This window comes from Pseudoalteromonas phenolica (assembly GCF_001444405.1).
In the GTDB taxonomy this organism is placed as follows: Bacteria; Pseudomonadota; Gammaproteobacteria; order Enterobacterales; family Alteromonadaceae; genus Pseudoalteromonas; species Pseudoalteromonas phenolica.
The window spans coordinates 70,845-93,364 of sequence record NZ_CP013187.1 but is presented as its reverse complement, the minus strand read 5'-3'; the positions used below and the strand labels follow the sequence as shown (position 1 = coordinate 93,364).

Annotated in this window: 17 protein-coding genes, 2 tRNA genes and 1 rRNA gene; 11 read left to right on the top strand and 9 right to left on the bottom strand. The window is 42.1% G+C overall.

Annotated elements, in window-relative coordinates:
- Positions 1 to 185: 185 nt before the first annotated feature.
- The 5 genes from PP2015_RS00415 to rhlB all read right to left on the bottom strand — a co-directional run bounded on the left by PP2015_RS00415 (position 186) and on the right by rhlB (position 5,338).
- A tRNA-Ala gene (locus PP2015_RS00415) sits at positions 186 to 261 on the bottom strand.
- 111 nt (positions 262 to 372) lie between these two features.
- Positions 373 to 449 (bottom strand) — tRNA-Ile (locus PP2015_RS00410).
- Positions 450 to 525: 76 nt separating this feature from the next.
- Positions 526 to 2,058: ribosomal RNA gene (locus PP2015_RS00405) — 16S ribosomal RNA — on the bottom strand.
- A gap of 481 nt (positions 2,059 to 2,539) precedes the next feature.
- Entirely contained in the window at positions 2,540 to 4,030 is a 1,491-nt protein-coding gene (gene gppA / locus PP2015_RS00400) for a guanosine-5'-triphosphate,3'-diphosphate diphosphatase (protein WP_058028401.1), read from the bottom strand.
- Positions 4,031 to 4,069: 39 nt separating this feature from the next.
- Entirely contained in the window at positions 4,070 to 5,338 is a 1,269-nt protein-coding gene (gene rhlB / locus PP2015_RS00395; protein ID WP_058028400.1) for an ATP-dependent RNA helicase RhlB, read from the bottom strand.
- Positions 5,339 to 5,429: 91 nt separating this feature from the next.
- Between rhlB and trxA the strand changes: the two genes are divergently transcribed.
- The 3 genes from trxA to PP2015_RS00380 all read left to right on the top strand — a co-directional run bounded on the left by trxA (position 5,430) and on the right by PP2015_RS00380 (position 8,592).
- On the top strand, positions 5,430 to 5,756 hold the full coding sequence (trxA, locus tag PP2015_RS00390; RefSeq protein ID WP_058028399.1) for a thioredoxin TrxA: 327 nt from the start codon (positions 5,430 to 5,432) through the stop codon (positions 5,754 to 5,756).
- A gap of 191 nt (positions 5,757 to 5,947) precedes the next feature.
- Positions 5,948 to 7,207, top strand: coding sequence for a transcription termination factor Rho (rho, locus tag PP2015_RS00385; protein ID WP_058028397.1), 1,260 nt, complete (start codon positions 5,948 to 5,950; stop codon positions 7,205 to 7,207).
- 119 nt (positions 7,208 to 7,326) lie between these two features.
- Positions 7,327 to 8,592, top strand: coding sequence for a methyl-accepting chemotaxis protein (locus PP2015_RS00380; protein ID WP_058028394.1), 1,266 nt, complete (start codon positions 7,327 to 7,329; stop codon positions 8,590 to 8,592).
- Here PP2015_RS00380 and PP2015_RS00375 read toward each other — a convergent pair.
- A complete protein-coding gene (locus tag PP2015_RS00375) occupies positions 8,569 to 11,436 on the bottom strand; it encodes an ATP-binding protein (protein ID WP_058028392.1) in 2,868 nt (955 codons plus the stop codon). The two genes, PP2015_RS00380 and PP2015_RS00375, sit on opposite strands and share 24 nt — an antisense overlap.
- Before the next feature lie 70 nt (positions 11,437 to 11,506).
- Between PP2015_RS00375 and PP2015_RS00370 the strand changes: the two genes are divergently transcribed.
- The gene (locus tag PP2015_RS00370; RefSeq protein ID WP_058028390.1) at positions 11,507 to 12,091 is read left to right on the top strand and encodes a DNA-J related domain-containing protein; all 585 of its coding nucleotides are present in this window, start codon (positions 11,507 to 11,509) and stop codon (positions 12,089 to 12,091) included.
- On the opposite strand, the gene dbpA is transcribed toward PP2015_RS00370, so the two are convergent.
- A complete protein-coding gene (dbpA, locus tag PP2015_RS00365) occupies positions 12,088 to 13,473 on the bottom strand; it encodes an ATP-dependent RNA helicase DbpA (RefSeq protein ID WP_058028388.1) in 1,386 nt (461 codons plus the stop codon). The genes PP2015_RS00370 and dbpA overlap by 4 nt on opposite strands.
- 171 nt (positions 13,474 to 13,644) lie before the next feature.
- On the opposite strand from dbpA, the gene PP2015_RS00360 reads away from it, so the two are divergent.
- On the top strand, positions 13,645 to 14,433 hold the full coding sequence (locus PP2015_RS00360) for a tetratricopeptide repeat protein (protein WP_058028387.1): 789 nt from the start codon (positions 13,645 to 13,647) through the stop codon (positions 14,431 to 14,433).
- 7 nt (positions 14,434 to 14,440) lie between these two features.
- Here the strand turns inward: PP2015_RS00360 and PP2015_RS00355 are convergent, their stop codons facing one another.
- Positions 14,441 to 17,035 (bottom strand): sensor domain-containing protein, encoded by a 2,595-nt coding sequence (locus PP2015_RS00355; protein ID WP_227009214.1) that lies wholly within the window; start codon positions 17,033 to 17,035, stop codon positions 14,441 to 14,443.
- A gap of 357 nt (positions 17,036 to 17,392) precedes the next feature.
- Here PP2015_RS00355 and ubiD point away from each other — a divergent pair, with 357 nt between their 5' ends.
- Entirely contained in the window at positions 17,393 to 18,871 is a 1,479-nt protein-coding gene (ubiD, locus tag PP2015_RS00350; RefSeq protein WP_058031500.1) for a 4-hydroxy-3-polyprenylbenzoate decarboxylase, read from the top strand.
- 29 nt (positions 18,872 to 18,900) lie between these two features.
- A complete protein-coding gene (gene fre, locus PP2015_RS00345) occupies positions 18,901 to 19,614 on the top strand; it encodes an NAD(P)H-flavin reductase (protein ID WP_058028385.1) in 714 nt (237 codons plus the stop codon).
- A 58-nt stretch (positions 19,615 to 19,672) separates the two neighbouring features.
- Here the strand turns inward: fre and PP2015_RS00340 are convergent, their stop codons facing one another.
- Positions 19,673 to 20,347 (bottom strand): hypothetical protein, encoded by a 675-nt coding sequence (locus tag PP2015_RS00340; protein WP_058028383.1) that lies wholly within the window; start codon positions 20,345 to 20,347, stop codon positions 19,673 to 19,675.
- Between the two features lie 159 nt (positions 20,348 to 20,506).
- Here PP2015_RS00340 and PP2015_RS00335 point away from each other — a divergent pair, with 159 nt between their 5' ends.
- The 4 genes from PP2015_RS00335 (at position 20,507) to PP2015_RS00320 (ending at position 22,518) form a co-directional block, all read left to right on the top strand.
- Positions 20,507 to 20,830 (top strand): hypothetical protein, encoded by a 324-nt coding sequence (locus PP2015_RS00335; protein ID WP_058028381.1) that lies wholly within the window; start codon positions 20,507 to 20,509, stop codon positions 20,828 to 20,830.
- 46 nt (positions 20,831 to 20,876) lie between these two features.
- Positions 20,877 to 21,569, top strand: coding sequence for a helix-turn-helix transcriptional regulator (locus tag PP2015_RS00330; RefSeq protein WP_058028380.1), 693 nt, complete (start codon positions 20,877 to 20,879; stop codon positions 21,567 to 21,569).
- Between the two features lie 175 nt (positions 21,570 to 21,744).
- Complete coding sequence (locus PP2015_RS00325) at positions 21,745 to 21,951, top strand: hypothetical protein (RefSeq protein ID WP_058028378.1); 207 nt, start codon at positions 21,745 to 21,747, stop codon at positions 21,949 to 21,951.
- A gap of 159 nt (positions 21,952 to 22,110) precedes the next feature.
- Positions 22,111 to 22,518, top strand: coding sequence for a CBS domain-containing protein (locus PP2015_RS00320; protein WP_058028376.1), 408 nt, complete (start codon positions 22,111 to 22,113; stop codon positions 22,516 to 22,518).
- Positions 22,519 to 22,520 lie beyond the last annotated feature (2 nt).

Here is a 22,520-nt window from a genome sequence, read left to right as displayed (position 1 = left end):
AAGTAGACGCTAATAAACAATTAAATGTTTATCGGCATTGTTTTACTTTTGAAAACTCTTTTTAGAATTTCTTCTAAAAGAATTAATTATCAGCTTTTCCAAATTTTTAAAGAGCAAGAGAATTACTTCTCAGAGTTAAAGACTCTGAAGTCAAAGCATTTATCTATGAGGAGTAAGTAGTAAAGTGGTGGAGCTAAGCAGGATCGAACTGCTGACCTCCTGCGTGCAAGGCAGGCGCTCTCCCAGCTGAGCTATAGCCCCACATTACTAGGAATACATTGTTTGACCGAGCTTCTTTTTGAGGCAAGGCATAAAGCGAGGAAGTTTAGTTCGACTAAACGACGAGCTTTATAACGCAGCATCGAGAAGAAGTGGTGGGTCTGAGTAGACTTGAACTACCGACCTCACGCTTATCAGGCGTGCGCTCTAACCAGCTGAGCTACAGACCCAAACAATGTTTGTGTTCTCTAATTCTATTCAACAATCATCTGTGTGGACACTACGAACAAATCTGTTCTAAATCGTTAAGGAGGTGATCCAGCCCCAGGTTCCCCTAGGGCTACCTTGTTACGACTTCACCCCAGTCATGAATCACTCCGTGGTAAGCGCCCTCCCTAAGGTTAAGCTACCTACTTCTGGAGCAACCCACTCCCATGGTGTGACGGGCGGTGTGTACAAGGCCCGGGAACGTATTCACCGCGGCATTCTGATCCGCGATTACTAGCGATTCCGACTTCATGGAGTCGAGTTGCAGACTCCAATCCGGACTACGACGCACTTTAAGTGATTCGCTAACTCTCGCGAGCTTGCAGCACTCTGTATGCGCCATTGTAGCACGTGTGTAGCCCTACACGTAAGGGCCATGATGACTTGACGTCGTCCCCACCTTCCTCCGGTTTATCACCGGCAGTCTCCTTAGAGTTCCCGACCGAATCGCTGGCAACTAAGGATAGGGGTTGCGCTCGTTGCGGGACTTAACCCAACATCTCACAACACGAGCTGACGACAGCCATGCAGCACCTGTATCAGAGTTCCCGAAGGCACCAAACTATCTCTAGTAAGTTCTCTGTATGTCAAGTGTAGGTAAGGTTCTTCGCGTTGCATCGAATTAAACCACATGCTCCACCGCTTGTGCGGGCCCCCGTCAATTCATTTGAGTTTTAACCTTGCGGCCGTACTCCCCAGGCGGTCTACTTAATGCGTTAGCTTTGGAAAAGTTGTCCGAAGACCCCAGCTCCTAGTAGACATCGTTTACGGCGTGGACTACCGGGGTATCTAATCCCGTTTGCTCCCCACGCTTTCGTACATGAGCGTCAGTATTGACCCAGGTGGCTGCCTTCGCCATCGGTATTCCTTCAGATCTCTACGCATTTCACCGCTACACCTGAAATTCTACCACCCTCTATCATACTCTAGTTTGCCAGTTCGAAATGCAGTTCCCAGGTTGAGCCCGGGGCTTTCACATCTCGCTTAACAAACCGCCTGCGTACGCTTTACGCCCAGTAATTCCGATTAACGCTCGCACCCTCCGTATTACCGCGGCTGCTGGCACGGAGTTAGCCGGTGCTTCTTCTGTAAGTAACGTCACAGCTAGCAGGTATTAACTACTAACCTTTCCTCCTTACTGAAAGTGCTTTACAACCCTAAGGCCTTCTTCACACACGCGGCATGGCTGCATCAGGCTTGCGCCCATTGTGCAATATTCCCCACTGCTGCCTCCCGTAGGAGTCTGGACCGTGTCTCAGTTCCAGTGTGGCTGATCATCCTCTCAAACCAGCTAGGGATCGTCGCCTTGGTGAGCCATTACCTCACCAACTAGCTAATCCCACTTGGGCTAATCTAAGGGCGAGAGCCGAAGCCCCCTTTGGTCCGTAGACGTTATGCGGTATTAGCAGTCGTTTCCAACTGTTGTCCCCCACCCTAAGGCATATTCCCAAGCATTACTCACCCGTCCGCCGCTCGTCATCTTCTAGCAAGCTAGAAATGTTACCGCTCGACTTGCATGTGTTAGGCCTGCCGCCAGCGTTCAATCTGAGCCATGATCAAACTCTTCAATTAAAAGTTTTTTGAATCCTAAGATTCGTGCTCAATGAATTCTGTATAAATTGACTATATAGTCACTCATAAGAAATTGAGACTCTAAATTTTTTGCTCCTGAATCAAGAGCTGTTAGAACTCAATCTGTACGAGTGCCCACACAGATGATTGCTTCATATTTTTAAAGAACATTCCGGTTACCCGGGTGTAACTCGATGAGTTACCGCAGACTCGCTGCGAAGTGGAGCGCCATAATAACGACTTCACTTTTTATGTCAACACTTAATTTTAAAAAGTTATTTAAGATTAAGTTTTATTTGACTCGACATCGTTTTGATTTGCTTTTCAGCGTTTCGCCCCGTGTCAGTGGGGTCGCATTATAGGGAGAGCAGAAAATTACGCAACCCCTTTTTTAAAGAAAAATGCAAAAAACTGACTGTTCGCGTGTATTTTAAACGAAACTGTATAATTTCGATGTTTTAAGTAGAATTTATGAGCAGTTTTAGCTACTAAACTGCCAATTTAACTTTGATTGATACACGCTTTCTTGTTCCAGTTCACTTTTCATAAGTGGGTGTTGAGCTAACCAGTCTTCTGAAAAGCTAATATTAAGTCTGTTTTTATCTGCTTTTACTTCAAAGGTAGGTAAAACATCATCTTTACGACGCATAGATAAGATAACGGCTAGCCTAATTATGCGTACTAACTTTTCGGTCAGCGCTTTATTAGCACCAAGATGTGAAAACAGTGCATCATTTAAATCGGCACGGTGGCCTTTTAAAAGACTCACAATGACTTTCTTTTCTGCTGGCGAGTAACCCGGCATGTCGGTATTACTTAATATATAAGCACTGTGTTGATGATATTGTTTGTAATCTATAAGCAAACCAATTTCGTGCAAGTGCGCTGTTGCGCAAAGCAATACATTGACTTGCTGTAAATCTAATTGCCAGGCATGCTGAAGTTGCTTTGCTATTAATAAGGCAACATCTGAAACGCGTTTAGCTTGCTCTTTATCAGTATGAAAACGCAGCGCAAAGCTTTCAAGCGTTCTTTCACGAATATTAGAATGGTGTAGATCTGAGATCATGCTGTACAGCACACCTTCACGAAGTGCGCCACCTGCTAGTCCCATCTGCTGAATATTCAGCGCTTCAAATAATGCAATGAGAATTGCTAACCCAGAGACAAACACCAAACGACGTTCTTCACTGAGACCTGGCAAAGAAAGTGTTGATACATTTTTAAGTTTTATCGCTTCGGCTTTTATATGCTGTAACTTTTCTAAAGAAAGTAGATCGGTTTGACCTGTCGCAGCTAAGATTTCTTGAATTGCTTGCACAGTACCAGATGCGCCAATAGCAAGCTCCCAACCAGTATCAATGTATTGAGACTTAATCGGCGCAATTACAGTATGTGCTGCGGCAATTGCTTGCTCAAAATTCTTCTCAGAAAGTAAGCCATTCTGAAAATAACGCTCTAAATAAGTGACACAACCCATATCTAGGCTTTTATAGAGCAGCGCTTCAAACCCTTTACCTATGACAACCTCGGTACTGGCACCACCAATATCGATCACTAATTGCTTCCCTTGGCATGCAGAAGTATGTGCCACACCTTTATATATAGTGCGTGCTTCTAATTCACCACTGATGATATTGATTTTGTGATTGAGGATTTTTTCAGCTTGGGCTTTGAACTTTTGGGCATTGGTAGCAAGCCTCAGCGTTGCCGTTGCGACAATGCTGATATTTTGCTTCGGTATATCTTGCAACCTTTCGGCAAATAGTGCCAAACACTCCCAACCTCGTTGCATTGCATCAGAAGATAACGTGTTATTTTCGTCTAAGCCTGCAGCTAGTCGAACTTTACGTTTAACTCGACCGATGGTGTGAACACCACCGGCAATGTGTTTTGCAATCAACATATGAAAGCTATTAGAGCCTAAATCAATAACGGCAAAAACGTTATTATTATCTATATTTTTGGCCACTTTGTACCTCTAGCTGCAAGATCCCGCAATTACAACTTCTTAAGTGTTCGCTTTCGATTTATTGTAATTTGATTGACGTCGGTTGTTTCCCTTTCTTGGGCCAGAGTGATGACGTCTTCTCTGCGTATTCGGTTTAGGTAAATCTTCAATTAATGCTGTTTTATCATAATGAGACAGAGGAATCGAATGTTCTATGTATTCTTCAATCTCATGTAAGTTGTATGCATACTGTTCACACGCAAAACTAATTGCATGACCTGATGCACCAGCTCGACCTGTACGACCAATTCTGTGTACGTAATCCTCACAGTCATCCGGTAAATCAAAGTTGAACACATGACTTACTTCAGGAATATGCAGGCCGCGCGCAGCAACATCAGTTGCCACAAGAATATCTAAATCGCCTTTGGTAAATTGTGCCAAAATTGACTGACGTTTCTTTTGATTTACATCACCCGTTAATAGACCAACGCGATGTTTATCTGCTTTTAGCCAAGCATACACGTTTTCACAACTTTGCTTCGTATTTGCGAATACGATTGCTTTTTCAGGCCACTCTTCTTCTATTAATGTAAGAAGTAACGGAATTTTGTCATCGTGAGATGAGTGGAATAACTCTTCTTGAATACGCTTACCCGTTTTCACATCAGGTTCAATTTGTACATGCTCTGGATTGGTCATGTGCTCAAAAGCCAACTCTTGTACACGGTAAGATAAAGTTGCAGAGAAAAGTAGGTTTAACCTTTCAGCAGTTGGTGGCATACGATTAAATAGATAACGGATATCTTTAATGAAACCCAAATCAAACATACGATCGGCTTCATCAAGCACCACCACTTCGATCTCATTTAGGTTATAAGCGCCTTGCTTATAAAAGTCGATTAGACGGCCCGTAGTACCAATTAAAATATCGACACCTTTTTCGAGTTGTGCCCGTTGTTTTTCGTAATCTTCGCCACCATATACTAAACCTAAGTTTAGACCACAGTGTGGCGCAATAATTTTTGCATCTTTATGGATCTGAATCGCAAGCTCTCTCGTAGGAGCCATGATCAGCGCTCTTGGGTGCTTTCTGGAACGACCTTCTGTTTGCATTAAACGGTGGCAAGTGGCTGTTAAGAAAGCCAATGTTTTACCAGTACCGGTTTGTGCTTGACCAGCGATATCTCGCCCGTCACAGACAAAAGGTAAACACTTTGCTTGGATTGGCGTGCAATATTCAAAGCCATTCGCAGCTAAACCGGCGACCACTTCCGGTGCAATAGCAAAGTCAGAAAATTTTTTATTGGTCAAATGTGTCTTAGTCATAGCAATTAAGCATAACGTTTAAACTTGCAATAAGAAACAAGAGTGTTTAAATACGCAATAAATAATTCGCCAATTTCTAACGGAGAACGCAATGAGCGACAAAATTATCCAGCTTACTGACGACAGCTTTGAAGCTGATGTAATTAAATCAGACCTACCAGTATTAGTAGATTTTTGGGCAGAATGGTGTGGCCCTTGTAAAATGATCGCGCCAATCTTAGACGAAGTTGCTGAAGAGTTTGCTGGTAAAGCAGTTATCGGCAAGCTAAACATCGACCAAAACGCTGGTACACCGCCTAAGTTCGGTATTCGTGGTATTCCTACACTGCTTCTTTTCAAAGATGGTGCTGTAGCTGCGACTAAAGTTGGTGCGTTATCAAAGACTCAACTTGTTGAGTTCTTAAACGACAACATCTAAGTCTGTATATATACGCCTCGCCTTTGCTAGGCGTATATCCCACCTGCCTGCCCATAGTTTTTTCGACTAAATTTGCTTAAAGACTGGACGACTAGCAAGCTAACTGCTAATTTATAAAGCCACTAACCTTTAGCTTTATCAAATCAACCTCTCATCACTGAGATGACAATTGTTATAAAGAACCCACCAATATGCATTTACGCGAATTAAAAGACAAGTCAATCAACGAACTTGTAAAACTAGCTGAGTCCATGGGACTTGAAAACGTAGCCCGTCTAAGAAAACAAGACATCATTTTTGCCATTCTAAAGGCACATGCTAAAAGCGGCGAAAACATTTATGGCGGCGGCGTTTTAGAAATTCTACAAGATGGCTTCGGCTTTTTACGTTCATCAGAAGCCTCTTATTTAGCTGGCCCTGATGATATTTATGTTTCACCAAGTCAAATTCGACGCTTCAGTATGCGTACTGGTGATACAATTAGTGGTCTTATACGTCCACCTAAAGATGGTGAGCGTTACTTCGCGCTGTTAAAAGTAAATGAAGTTAACTTCGATAGACCTGAAAACTCTCGCACTAAGATCTTATTTGAAAACTTAACGCCTATTCATGCGAATGAGCGTTTTGTGATGGAACGTGGTAACGGTAGTACTGAAGATATTACTGCTCGTGTTCTTGATTTAGCATCACCAATTGGTAAAGGTCAGCGTGCTTTGATTGTAGCTCCGCCTAAAGCGGGTAAAACAATGCTGCTACAAAATATCGCGCAATCGATTACCTACAATAACCCAGATGCAACACTGATGGTGTTACTGATCGATGAGCGTCCGGAAGAAGTTACTGAGATGCAACGCCTTGTAAAAGGTGAAGTTGTTGCTTCAACATTCGATGAGCCGGCAAGCCGTCACGTACAAGTTGCCGAAATGGTTATCGAAAAAGCAAAACGCTTAGTTGAGCACAAGAAAGACGTTATCATCCTGCTTGATTCAATCACACGTTTGGCACGTGCTTATAACACGGTTATTCCTTCATCAGGTAAGGTACTAACGGGTGGTGTTGATGCGAATGCACTACATAAACCTAAGCGTTTCTTTGGTGCTGCACGTAACGTTGAAGAAGGCGGTAGTTTGACAATTATTGCAACAGCCCTTATCGATACTGGCTCTAAGATGGATGAAGTCATCTACGAAGAGTTTAAAGGTACGGGTAACATGGAATTACACCTAAACCGTAAGATTGCTGAAAAGCGTGTATTCCCTGCCATTGACTTCAACCGCTCAGGCACGCGTCGTGAAGAACTACTGACTAAAGCCGATGAGCTGCAGAAGATGTGGATCTTGCGTAAGATTGTTCATGAAATGAGTGAAATCGACGCAATGGAGTTCCTCATCGATAAGCTCTCGATGAGTAAAACTAACGACGAGTTCTTTGAACTCATGCGTCGTAAGTAAATATCCTAAAAAAGCCTGCTTATGCAGGCTTTTTTGATCTTAATTACTATCGCATTGCCCCCAATTTTTGACTATTCTAGTTATAGACTTACGTGCTTAGACAGGGAGCTGTTCAGTTTATGAAGCCCTTTCAACTAATTCGAAACTTTCTAATCCTCAACACCTTAGTGTTATTGGTCATGTTGCCATTACTCTCGGTGTCTTGGTCAACAACGGCTATTGTTATCAGTGTGCAAATTATCTTAGGTGCTGCTGCACTTTGGTATTCGAGCCAAAAAACATCGCAAGCTGAGCATTTACAGACTTTAGTCAATTCTATAAACCATGATGGACAAATTGACCTCACTTATCGTTTTGATGACAGTAAGGCCTCAATACCGCCAGCTTGCTTAGCGATTAATGCCAGCCTTGCTACCATTGAACACATCATTGGTGAGGTTTATGTTTCTTCATCTCGCCTCTCACCTATGGCTGATGGACTCAGAGACACTTATGCGTCAATGACACAAAAGGCGACAATTCAGCACGCTCATGGGGAGGATTTAGCCGATTCGATCAACCGCATGCTCGCTGTATCTAGGGAGCTTGATGATAACCTAGAGAAAATTTACACGTCAGTGGAAGCTGCAACAGAAGCCGTTAAGAAAACACGAGTTGATACTGATAAGAGCCAGGCAAGCTTAATGAGCTTAGCGAAAAACATTGAAGAGACCAGTGAGCAAATTGAAACCCTCAAAGTTGATTCAGATGCGATTAGTTCTGTTATTGACGTAATTAACTCAATTGCAGAACAGACAAATCTACTGGCACTGAATGCAGCAATTGAAGCTGCGCGAGCAGGTGAGCAAGGTAGAGGGTTTGCAGTAGTTGCAGATGAAGTCCGGAGTTTGGCTGCTCGAACTAGCCAGTCAACTCAACAAGTACGTGAAGTGGTTAATAAAATACAAGCTGGAACTGACAGTGCCCACCAACTCATGCTAAATGCTCTTGAAGAAACCAAGCAAACAGTGACGTTATCAGAAGCGTCTACAAGAGAAGTAGATCAGATTGAATCAGCTATGCTTAACATCAACTCTATGTCTCACAGTATTCATGAACAGGTAAAAGATCAAAAAACCGTATCCGATGAAGCACAAACGAGCATTGAATCTATGGTTGAGCTTAACTCAGATGCGCTTTCAAGCTCTAAAATCCAAGCCGTTTCCAGTAATGACCTCATCAGTCTGGCGCAAAGCATTCACGACAAGCTGGCCATATTTAAAGTAGATGAAGCGGCGTTTGAGCATGATCATAGAAATAACAAATCTCGATTACATGCAAACACACAGGCTTCTGATACAAAAGCTGACGCTCAGCAAGAGTCAGGAGACATAGAGCTGTTCTGATAACTGCACTTGCTGCATTTCATCACACAATATTAAATACCAATGTTGCAACCCATGAGCGTCTACTTCATGTGGTTTTTTTAACGCCTGCTCAATGTGTTTTGCTGTTTTGGCGATATCCTCAAAACCAAATGTTGATGCAGCACCTGTGAGGCGATGGCACACTGCTCTCAACTCTACCCAATCTTGCTTTTGCCATAAGTCAATAACCGTAAAACGCTCTTGCTCAAGGCTTAATGCAAAACTTTCAATCAAATCACTAATATCAACTTGCATATCTTGCTTTTCGACGCCGTCAGCTTCTGCTAAGAAGTCACTTAAAGCAAGATGAAGCTTATCTCTATCAAGAGGTTTACCTAAATGGCCTGCAAACCCAAGCTCAAGATAGGATTGAATTTCATGCTGCATGACATTTGCGGTGAGAGCAAAAATAGGTCCATCAAAACCCGCTTGTTGTAGCAGCTTAAACGCTTCTAGCCCATCGAGAAGTGGCATTTGAATATCCATTAAGATTAAATCAGGGTATTCACTTAATGCTTTTTCTACCGCAACTTGGCCATTTTGTGCAGTAATGACTTCGACACCAAGCTGAGTAAGTATACGTTCAAATAGCGCACGATTATCATCATGATCTTCAGCAACCAATACTGTACCGCTTAGCTTAGCAAGCTGTGTAATTGGCCTAGCCGCTTTATGCACCAAAGTTGAATCTGACACGGAGTCTAGACGTGCACAAGGGATGACTATGTAAAATTGGCTGCCTTGTTCAGGAATACTGCTCACCTGAATACTGCCCCCCATCATAGTCGCCAATTGCTGAGATAAGCATAAACCCAGCCCAGATCCCCCAAAGCGACGCGTTATACTGTTATCCCCTTGCTGGAAACAATCGAAAATATGCTGTAATTGCGCGGCATCCATACCAATACCTGTATCATTTACCGAAAACCTGACCCCATTATTTTCTTGGTTGACCACCAGCTCAACATGACCATACTCCGTAAATTTAACCGCATTTCCAAGTAAATTAATGAGCACCTGCTTCAGTCGTACATAATCTAAACGCACAACATAAGGCGTAGGTAAATGGTTTACTACCATAAAGTTTAGCCCCTTAGCCTCACAGACGTGCTGAAACATTTCGGTGACATCATCTAATAGCTGCTCTAGGGAAAACTCTGTAAACTCTAACTCAAAACGCTGAGCTTCGATTTTACTCAGGTCGAGCACATCACTAACCAACTCTTTCAAATGCTCACCTTGCCTTTGGATCACCTGTAAAGGCCCTTGGATATGCTTGTCGTGTTGATACTCTTGTAATAACGCTTCGCTGTTTCCAATAATTGAGGTGAGAGGGGTGCGGATCTCATGGCTAATATTAGCCAAAAATTGACTTTTAACTGTATTTGCTTCACTGAGCTCATCTGCAAGCTTTTGTAGTTCCGCGGTGCGCTTTGCTACTTGCTGGCTCAACTCAATATTAGCAACGCGCTCCATACGTTTTCTATACATACTTACGACAGCGATTGTTCCTGTTATGAACAATAAAATTGCAAGCCAAGTAAGCTGTTCTCGCTGTTCAATTTGTAATGCCTGTACCGCTTGTTGTTGTTTCAGTAATTCAATTTCGCGGTTTAATTCCGTGGCCTCAATTTTGCTCTGATACTCATTTAAACGTGCATAAACTTGATCATTTAAAAGTTGCCGTTGTAACGTTTGAAATGCATTGAAGCTTTCCATTGCTTGTTCAGACTGTCCTAAATGAGCCTGAATAATCGCTAAAATTGCTAAACCATCTTTTTCACGTAACTTAGACCCTTGCGCACGCGCAATAGACAGCGACGTTTCGATACTTTTTAATGCCTCAGCAAAGTCGCCACGATGAACTTGCAACTTGGCCATTGGGTATAGTGCTTCCATATAGCCAGATTGCAAGTCTACTTTTTCAGCATAATAAAGGGCCTTTTTAGCCTCTTCATAACCTTGTTCCATCTCACCTAATGCAATACTCAGCGTTGCCAAATTACTGTATTCAAAGGTCAAGCTTCGCGCGGAGCCCACTTTTTCATAGTACTCCACTGCTGCCAGTAAGCTCGCTCTTGCCAACTTACTTTTTCCCTGCTCCATATACATGGCACCCAAATTAGCCTGAGCTAATGCGACACCGTACTCGTCATTAAGTTGATTGAATAAACCGATAGACCTTAAAAGCATATCTTTAGCAATGTCATAACGATGTTGGCGGATATACGCACCAGACAAGTTTAGTAGCATGTCTGCTTTGTCTTGTTCACTGCCATGTAATTCGTACAAACGATGCGCTTCTACATAATGTTGGACTGTATTTTCGAGATCATGTGCCTTGAGATAGGCCAGCCCTAGATTGTTGTACATATTGGCCAGCTCTAATGGCTTATTACGCAGTTTGGCAATATTTAGAGCTGTTTGATAATGCGCAATAGACTTGTCATATTCACCTTGGTAATACGTGCTAATTCCCAGCATTTTGAAGGCCATATATTTTGCATCACTACTCACAGAGTCGGAGGTAATGTCGGCTAGGCGTTGAAAATACTCTACTGCATCGGTTAATTTCTCACGTTTAAGAGACTCTCTGCCCATTTGTGTAAGAAAATAATTATAATCTTGAAAATTAAGCTGTAACGAATCACCCAGTATTTGTGCTTCCGCTTGCACAGTTTGCCAATCTGACAACTGGGTTATTTTTTCTATCTCAGCTTTTAATTGAGTCTCTGGGATGGCGAACGCAGGTGCTGATAAGTTAAATAGCGCGAACCCAAATAGCACTGACGTGAGTGATTTTAGCAATGGCTTAATCAACATCCTTGCCCTCATTGCCTAACAAAAAATAAACATGGTATGGTGAAGATACACCAACAAACTCAGAGGGACAATGTTGCGTCCAATTCTAGATGAAATTTTTTCGGTGCTGAGTAATGGCGCACACTTTAAAGTCCATACGTTAGCCGCACACCTTCAAACCGTTGACTTACTTCAGCAACTTGATGAAGACCCAAATCAAGATTTATTCAAACGTAACTTTGTGTTGATGAATAGCTTATATACTTTGCAATCAGAACTTATTGAAGAAGATATCTACCTGCATATAGATAGTATGGATATATACCTTGCTGACAAAGGCCAAGCCCCTGAATTAAACACACCTCTCAGCACTTATTATTTAGACTGGCAAAACTACCAAACAGATAATGAAGAAATAGCAGCGTTACTGGATTCTTTTTGGCAACGTTATGCTCAAAGCTTTCACCATCAACAGAATACATTGAATAAGCCCCACCTTGAGGACTTATGCTTGCAATGGCAGCTAACACAGCCGCTTGAAGAAAAAGCCATTCGACGACGTTGGCGGAAACTGGCCATTCAACACCATCCAGATAAAGGTAGTAACGACGATACACGATTCAAGCAGTTGCAGAGTGAGTATCAACAACTGCTTGGACACATTAAATCAATTTAATTGACGCGACGTACTTGGTATTTCTTACCTTTGATTTTGTTATCGCGAAGTTTTCTAAAAGCAGGTTTACTTGCTTCACGCTTAACAGCAACAAACGATTGGTTTTCAAACACCGTGATCTTACCGATTTGCGAAAAGCCAATACCCTCTTCGCCCGTTAAACAACCCACTATGTCACCCGCTCGTAACTTTTGCTTTTTACCGCCGTCAATATAGAGCGTTTGCATTTCTGGTTTATAAGGTGGTTTATCTAATAAGCTCAGCGAAGGTAAAACCGCAGGCTCAAATTCACGGTCATATAGTTGCTCAATTTGCTTAACTCTGAACACTTCTTTTTCACCAAAGATTGAACATGCCAAACCTTTTTTATCACCACGCCCCGTTCGCCCAACTCGGTGTACATGCGTTTTCGGGTCGAGTGCGAGATGATAGTTAATCACCATGTCCATATCATCAATGTCTAAACCTCGCGCCGCAACATCAGTCGCGACTAAAATTGATGCGCTCTTATTAGCAAAGCGCATCAACATCATCGCGCGCTCTTGCTGAGCTAAATCGCCATGCAGTGCCGAAGCATAAAAACCCGCATCTTTAAGTTCTTCAAATAAACGCTTTGCTTCAACCTTGGTATTACAAAACACCACACAACTTTTTGGTTGATGCTTCATCAGAAGTAGTCGCAGTGTATTAAAGCGCAGCTTGTTATTACTGAGCTTATAAAAAGTTTGTTTGATACTTTTATTGATCCCCACTTCTTCAACTTTAACTTGTTGTGGGTTGCGCATCAGCTGCACAGAAAGAGACTCAATATTTTTGGGATAAGTTGCACTAAATAAGAGACTTTGACGCTCAGGCGGTAAATAAGCAACGATGTTTTCTATCGCATCTGTAAACCCCATATCGAGCATTTGGTCGGCTTCATCAAGCACTAAGGTGTTTACTTGGGTTAAGTCGAGCGTGCCCTTAAACAAATGATCTTCTATGCGCCCTGGCGTACCGACAATAATATGCGCCCCATGTTCAAGAGAGCTTATTTGCGGCCCAATAGGCACACCACCACATAGGGTAAGAATTTTAACGTTTGCTGTGCCACTGGCTAGCTTTCTAATTTCTGTCGCCACCTGATCTGCCAGCTCGCGTGTTGGACACAACACTAAGCCTTGTACATGCATACTCGATACATCGAGTTTAGACAATACACCAAGCGCAAACGCCAGCGTTTTACCTGATCCTGTTTTCGCTTGTGCAATCACATCTTGTTGGTCGAGGATCAGTGGCAAGCTTTGCGCCTGAACCTCTGTCATCTGTTTAAACCCCAATTGCGCAATGGTCTCAAGTAATACGGGTGATAAAGCCAATGTGTTAAATTGCATGATGCTCATCGTCTCTCTAACAAAGCTAATTTAATGGCTTAGTTTACCAGTAAATACGCTCAACCACACATTTGCAACACGGTTATTAAGCTTCCAAATCAAACCGTTCAGAGTTTAAGCACATGACTCGATTATAAACTTATGGCAGACTGAAGTTTTAATCGGTACAGGGAAGCTGTTATGCAAACCATTTTTCAAAAGTCTCTTTTTTACTTCCACGACCAAACTGACAAGCTCTACAAACATCACCACCGCACTTTGTTTGTTATTGCACTCATTGTGATTGCTTACTTTGCTTACAGCATCTTTGAAAACAAGCAACAACAGGCTGAGTTTTTATCAGCACCTAAAGTTGATGATGTACTTATCTTAGATATGGGTCATCTGATTAAAGACCGTAAATACCAAACCCAATATCGTGTTGCGCAGGTACTCTCTGTAGAAGAAGACTCTATTACCCTAAAGCAAGGCAGTTACACTTATCGTAAAAAGCGAGGTGCAGAACGAGCCATTAAACTAGATAGCTTAATGCTCAATAACTATTTCCGCCCGGCACTAATTAGCTTTAAAAAATCAGAGTTAGCCGCGCTTTATGACCAAGGGGCCATTGACGAAATCTTTCGCCCTACAGACATCTATGTGATGGGTGGCATAGTCAGACACAGAGCGGCGCCTGAACATGTACCACATAAACTTAAAGTCTCATTTAATCAATTTAACCAAGAAGGCGTGCGAGCTTATTTAGCTAGAGACTTTGAGGAAGCAAAAAAACTGTTTACACAGGCTGCAGAACAGGGGTATGACTTTGGCCAATATAACCTCGCAGATATGCTTGAGTACGGAGAAGGCGGTGATGTTGATTTAGCAGGTGCGTATAAATGGTATAAAAGCGCTGCAGAGCAAAACAATTTAAAGGCTAAAGCTGCACTTGAGTTGTTTTGTGAAAAGCATAAAACTATGTGCCATTAAGCTCGTTTTACTTCATATAACCTCTTAAAAAGTTCTCGAATGCCGCTGCTTGCAGTGGCTTACTATGCAAGTAGCCTTGTGTAAAGTCACAGCCTAATTCATTCAATAGCCACAGCTGTTCGTCTGTCTCTACACCCTCAGCAACCACTTTAAGGTTTAGGTTGCTTGCCATCGAGATAATCGCTTTAACCATTTCGTGGTCGTCTTGATCATCTGGCAGGTCACGAACAAACTCTCTGTCAATCTTAAGCTTCGAAAGCGGGAAGCGCTTGAGGTAACTTAAAGAAGAGTAACCCGTACCAAAATCATCTATCGCTAACTCTACCCCCATCGCTCGGAGCGCCTTGAGCTGTAATAAGATACTTTCTGAATTATCAACAAGCACGGTTTCAGTAATTTCAATGGTCAGATATCTCGCGTCCAATCCAGTTTGTTCTAAAACCTTTTTAACCAATTCCACAACACTTTGACGTTTAAACTGGGTGCTTGAAACATTGACCGTTATGAATAAAGGTTTATCACACTGCTGCTGCCACGCTTTAGCTTGAGAACAAGCCTGATACATCACCCATTCACCAATCGCAATAATCAAGCCTAACTCTTCACAGATAGGAATAAAATCTGCTGGTGACACCGAGCCTAACGCTTTATTTTCCCAACGTAACAAGGCTTCACATCCAATTCTTACATCATCACGAGATAAAATGGGTTGGTAAGTAAGGTGAAATTCGTTATTCACTAATGCTTTATGCAAAGCACCTTCTAACTGGCTGCGAGCTTTAGCATGCTCATGCATGGCCGAAGTGTAAAATTGAAAACAGTTTCTACCCAGCTCTTTTGCTTTATACATCGCATTATCAGCATTACGAAGCAGTACTTTGGTATCATCTCCATCTTCAGGGTAGAAAGTAATCCCCATACTGCCAGATGCAAATACTTCGTGACTCTCAAGTTCATAAGGCTCGTGAAGCTTCTCAAGAACTTGTGTAGCAATTTGCTCAACTTTTGAGATGGAATCAACATCAGGCAGCAGTAACGCAAACTCGTCGCCACCTAAACGGGCGACGGTATCTGAATTTCTGGTACATTCTTCTAAACGCTTTGCCGCTTCAATAAGCATTAAGTCACCAATATGATGACCGAGCGTGTCGTTCACCGCTTTGAATCTATCTAAATCAATAAAGCAAACCGCTAGACGACTTTTATCTTTCTTCGCTTTTTTTAATGCTTGCTCGAACTTTTCGCGGTAATTTCTGCGATTCGCTAAACTGGTTAAAGTATCAAAGTTGGCTTGCTGCCACATCATATGTTCATGATGCTTGCGGGAGGTGATGTCATTAAACAAGGCAACGTGCATTTCAATCTCGCCTTGTTGATCAAACACTGCTGACACTTGCAGCCAACAAGGGAATACTTCGCCACTTTTACGACGATTCCACACTTCCCCTTCCCAATGACCCCGCTGGCTTAAGGTGTCATACATTTGCGAGAAAAATGCTGGTCCATGATGGCCAGAGTTTAAAATTGCAGGTGATTGGCCAATAACCTGTTCTTGAGTAAAACCAGTTATCTCAGTAAATGCTCGATTCACCATTTGGATCTGATTGTGTTTATCAGAAACCAACACCCCTTCACTGGTTGTCGCAAATACGGTACTGGCCAGACGCTGCTCACGCTCAATTGCCAGTTGTGCAGTTATGTCTTGCAACATATATAAATCACCAAGCGATTTATCGGCATTATTTACTGCCTGCTTATCAACCGTGAAGAAACGCCACTCATCTTGCACTTTTAAACGATGCTCTGAACATCCATAAGGTTGTGCTTCCCAGTTCACATCGCTTAAAAACACCTCTCCTAGCGCTTTGCCAATAATCGACTGCCTGTTTTCGATGTCTTTAAATACTTGTTGATTGGCATCCAGTACGGTTCCAGCTCTGGAGGTAAAGAGTAAGTAGCCTTCTATCGCATCAAAAATAGAAGATAAACGAGCACCTTGAGCCTCGGCTTTACGCTTCGCATTTTTAAGTTTGAAATAAAAACGACCTAATACAATTAATGAACCGACCAATAAAACAATAACGACAAAAGACAGCAACAGTTGCATTCGACTGGCTTGATGGATTGCCTCGGTCTGTATTGCAACCTGTTGCTCAAGGTTGCCCTGATAATGCCAAAGAGATTCTTGCAAAGTACGCTGTGCACTAATATCTGTAATTACAGATAAAAGCTGCAACTCTCCATGTTCATCAGTAAATGGGGCGGAGTGTACACTGACTGTTCGTATCTCCCCATTAGACAGTTGATGTCTAAAAATAAAGTAGTTTCTACCTTCAGCAGCTGCGTTCTCACGCTCTATTGCAACCTGCTCTGGCGTCAGTTGATTAATGTTCTGAATAAATTGCTCTTCAAGCTTTCCGGATTCATAGCCATAAAACTTATCGGCCGCATCATTAGCCGCAACAATCGCGCCTGTCGAAGGTGTAATCACGAGCATAACGGCACTATGTTGATCAAAGACCACTTCAGGTAAATGATCAGCAATAACATTTTGACTCAAGCTGAGTAAGGCACACAACAATATCGCTTTAAGTCGCTTCAAAACATCTACCCATAAACCAATTAACTTCTCGACTATAATCTAATCCGCAATAGTTGAACATAGTTCAATTTACTGCATTTGTGCAAAATCAAACAAAAATGCATTTACCTTCGTATACCTTACTCGACTTACACCAATCCTTTAAATTGAGAGAGTTAGTTTGAGGTTGAAAAGCTTGTCATAAATAAGGAAAAGCTTTGCTATTTGGCTATTCAAAGTAGAAAAATTTCATTTATTCGTGATAGTTCAAGGCCTTCAAAATGATTATGTCTTATTGAGTATTGGTATTAAGTGGTGATGCCATTTTCACCACATCTTGATATACTTCGCGACAATGAAAAGTGCCCTATGCCAACGATGAAATACAAAGACTTAAGAGACTTTATTACGCGCTTAGAAGAACAAGGCGAACTTGTTCGGGTTAAGCAGCCTATCTCTACCAAGTTAGAGATGACCGAAATTGCCGATCGCACCCTACGCGCTGGCGGCCCTGCGATTTTATTTGAAAACCCAGAGGGGTTTGATATTCCTGTTTTAGCCAACTTGTTTGGTACACCAAAGCGTGTTGCGATGGGTATGGGTCAAACCGATGTCAGCGAACTACGTGAAGTAGGCAAGCTGTTGGCTTTCTTGAAAGAGCCGGAGCCACCAAAAGGCATTAAAGAGGCCTTAGGGCAAATCCCCGTGTTTAAGCAAGTATTGAATATGCCAGCCAAAGAAGTGCGCAAAGCGCCTTGTCAGCAGGTGATATTAAGTGGTGATGATGTTGATTTAACTAAGCTGCCTATTCAACATTGCTGGCCAGGTGATGCAGCGCCACTTATTACATGGGGTTTAACGGTTACTAGAGGACCATATAAAAAACGTCAGAATTTAGGTATCTATCGTCAACAACTATTAGGTAAGAATAAGATAATCATGCGTTGGTTATCACACCGTGGTGGTGCACTAGATTATCAAGAGTGGTGTAAAGAGCACCCGGGAGAGCCATACCCGGTCTCAGTTGCGCTAGGTGCTGATCCGGCAACGATTTTAGGTGCTGTAACTCCTGTGCCAGATACTTTAAGTGAATATGCATTTGCAGGTTTACTACGCGGTTCAAAAACTGAAGTCGTAAAGTCTGTGTCTAACGACCTACAAGTACCGGCCAGTGCCGAGATTGTACTTGAAGGCTATATTGAACAAGATGAAATGGCACCTGAGGGGCCTTATGGTGACCACACGGGTTATTACAACGAAGTGGATGACTTTCCAGTGATGACCGTTACGCATATTACCCATCGTGAAAACCCGATTTATCACAGCACTTATACGGGTCGTCCACCCGATGAACCAGCCATTTTAGGTGTCGCACTGAATGAAGTATTTGTGCCAATTTTACAAAAGCAATTCCCAGAAATTGTCGACTTTTATTTACCGCCTGAAGGCTGTTCATATCGTATGGCCGTGGTCACAATGAAGAAACAATATCCGGGTCATGCGAAACGTGTAATGATGGGCGTTTGGTCATTCTTACGCCAATTCATGTACACCAAGTTTGTTATTGTCTGCGACGATGACGTCAACGCGCGTGATTGGAATGATGTCATTTGGGCCATTACTACGCGTATGGACCCTGCTCGTGACACGACAATGATCGAAAGTACTCCGATTGATTACCTCGACTTTGCCTCTCCGGTCTCAGGTCTTGGCTCAAAAATGGGAATGGATGCCACCAATAAGTGGCCAGGCGAAACTGATCGCGAATGGGGTGAATCCATCGTGATGGATGAATCAACAAAACAACGAGTTGATGAAATTTGGGACTCGTTGAACATTATGTCTCTTAATAAATAAACGCTGCACGCGTCGTGAAAGGTTTTATAATGCAAGTGTTAAATGCAGAAGTAGTAAGTATTACCCCCCTAACAGAATTTGTTTACAAGGTAGAGCTAAAACCAAGCGAACCTGCAGAGTTTAAAGCAGGTCATTACCTTCAATTAGTACTTGGCGAAAAAGACAAGCGTGCTTTTTCAATTGCGAGCCGCCCAAGCCAAAAAGAATTACTTGAGCTACACATTGGTGCCTCAGAAGAAAACAGCTATGCCATGCAAGCGCTTGATCATTTACGTGAGCACCACGCAAATGGCACTAAGGCGACAGTTGAAGTGGGCTTAGGTATTTCTGAGTTACGTACTGAATCACAATTACCAATCGTGTTATTAGCGGGCGGTACCGGTTTTAGCTATGTAAAATCAATGGCCGATCATTTAGCTGAGATTGATTCAGACCGTCAGGTGCATTTTTACTGGGGTGTACGTGACGAATCAGCGTTATATGCAGCAGAAGAGATGCAAGCTTGGGCCGCGAAAAAGCCAAACTTCACCTTCGTGCCTGTCGTTGATAATGCCAGCGATAACTGGGCAGGCCACACAGGTTTTGTACACAAAGCGGTATTAAAAGATTTCGACTCGCTAGCAGCCTACGAAATCTATATGGCGGGCCGTTTTGATATGATTGGTCCAGTGCGTGATGACTTTATCGCCCACGGTGCAATTCGCGAGAATATGTACGCCGATGCCTTTGCGTACATTAAGTAACGCAACTTAATAATAAAAAACGCCAGCATATTTGCTGGCGTTTTTATTTCCGTCGTATTTAAATCTTAAAGTGTATACCTTGTTTAGATTGCTCTATGTTAACCTGCCCCGTTTTAAGATAATACTCAGTTTCTTTGACAATAATTTCTTGTTTAAATGCCGCTATCTTCGTCCTCAATAAGGCATTTTTTAATTCATGCTTTAGCGATTTTAATAACTGAGTTTGATCTTCTGATACAGTAAATTTATTTATAAATTCAGTCAGGAAACTCGGGCCCATTTTTTCCATGGTATTTTTAACATGCTTGGTTGCTTCATAACTCGATTCAATACGCACTAACAACTCTACCGGTAATTCTCTGAGTTCATCACGCAACAACGCAAAACGCCATACACTGACACTTAAATCTTCTTGTGGAATAGAAAAAAGATAATTTTTATTAGCCGTTTTTTGATCTTCTTCAATAAGCTTATCGATGTAAGCGATACTTTTCTCATACCCTTTTAGTGCCGACTTTAGAGATACTAGGTTGCTTTTCATTTCGTAATGCGCTTTTTCAAGAATTTCATGGGCTCGCCTTTCTTCTTGATAGTTTTGAAACCACTCGTTAATCACGAGAGCGATTAGCACACCTAACGTTACTATCGTCAGCTCAAAGGTAACTTTACCTAAACTAGATCTCAATTTTTCTTTCATGTCCGTTGAACCTTTACTACAAGTACCGATTTTCATCTTACCGCTTTGATAGACATAAGAAAACGGCAAAGTTTATAACAGAGTCTAAATCGAATTGTCCTGCTGACAGCTAATAAAACCCTACTGACACTCCCTGACATGACGCTGTGGTTTACTTATTAACGTCAACCAACAACAGTCAATACGGAGATAATTATGTCTAATAATGCCATTGAAATCGTGCAATTCCAGTTGCAAGAAAACGCTGATCTTGCTCAGTTCGAAGCTGCAAACGCCGCTTTCCAAAGCTTCATTGATCAGCAACCTGGTGTGCTTTACCGCTCGCTTGCAAAATTAGCAGATGCCCACAGCTATGTTGATGTGGTGTATTTTGAAACAATGACTGATGCCAAGCGCATTGGAGATGCATTTATGGAAAACCCAATTTGTCAGCAGTTCGCGCAACTGATTGAGAAAGACACTGTGAAATTAGAGCGCTACAATGCAGTAAGTCAGACACCTTGTGAACAAAGTGCCTAAACATTTCATCACTTTAATCATCAAATAAAACAGAAAGGACAATGGTGTGCATAAATCTGAGCGGTTATTTCAACTGGTCAACATTCTAAAGAGTCGTCGACTCGCAACCCGAGCTTGTGACTTGGCAACGCGTTTGAATGTGTCAGAGCGCACCATTTATCGTGACATCCAACACCTTCAAAGTTCTGGTGTGCCCATTGAAGGTGAAGCTGGCATTGGTTATCTCATTAGTGACTATGATTTGCCACCAATGATGTTCACCATGGACGAGCTGCAAGCGCTGTTGCTTGGCAGCAAAATGGTCAGCGCATGGACCGATCCTGATTTAGCCGAAAAAGCACAAAGCGCTATCACCAAAATAGAAGCAGTACTGCCCGCCCAGTTAAAACAACAAACAACCGATCAGCCTTATTTAGTCTCAGGCTGGAGCCATAACGCCGAACATCAATCGTTTACTTATACCCTACGTCAAGGTATCGAACAAAAACGCTGTGTAGATTTGCATTATAGCGATGCCAAACAAGCGCTCACTTCACGAACGGTTGAACCTCTGGGGTTAGTCTATTGGGGTGGTAAATGGACACTGGTTGCTTATTGCCAACTCAGAGCTGATTATCGAGAATTTAGATTAGATAGAATTCAAGGTGCAACCCTACTAGACGAGGATTTTAACTTGCATGATGCGAAGAATCTCGACCACTATGTGGCACTTATCAAGGCGAAATATGAAGACTGTTAGTATTCATATACCAATCTATTCGTGACTAATAGATTTAAGAAACTTATCTTAGTCAGTCATTATCTGTAACACTTTAAATTTTAACATCTGGAATATTTTCTTCGTTTTAAAAAAGAAATATGAGATAAAAGATTCACTCCTCATGGAGTAATTCATTAATTTTAAGGAAAATAAAATGATTAAACTAAAGAAAAAAAGCATAAAATCACTTTCTCTTGATAAAGCAAAGTTGCCAATTGACTTAACTGCTGAAATTGCAGGCGCAGGAGATAAGCCTTACAGCTATTACGCTAATTGCACCACACAACCAATGACCAACTTATGTACAGACCTTTGTACTCCTAGTGTTGGAGCTGGTTGCGCAACATCTAACATGTGCTAAATCAACCTTAGCTAACTTTAAAGTCAGTAAAGTCCTTACTGGCTTTTTTAGAGCTCTAAAGCCGCAATCTATTTTACAAATTGAACCAATCTAAACAACCCATTTTACCAATCAACATTTATTGCTGATACTAATCTCAACCAACAGGAGAACCGTATTATGCAAGCAATTAAAGACATTATGACGAGCCAATTTCCGGCTATTTACGCACACACAGAATTAACTGACATTATTGAACAACTACAAAGCCATGGACTATTTGGTGCGCCCGTAGTCGATGCACAAAAGCAGTTAATTGGTTTTATCTCTGAACAACAACTGCTTAACCCACTGTTACAAAACAGCTATTTTTGTGACGGTCAGATCACCGCACAAGATTTGATGAGCCAAGACGTTTTAGCAGTAAAAAGTAACATGTTGGTGGTCGATTTAGCCACTCAAATGCAGGGAGATAAACCGAAAATTTATCCTGTAGTGGAAAACAATAAAGTGATTGGATTAGTGACGCGCTCACGCGTGATCAATGCGCTTAAACAAGCATATCTAAGCTGTGCAAAAGCTTCATAAGT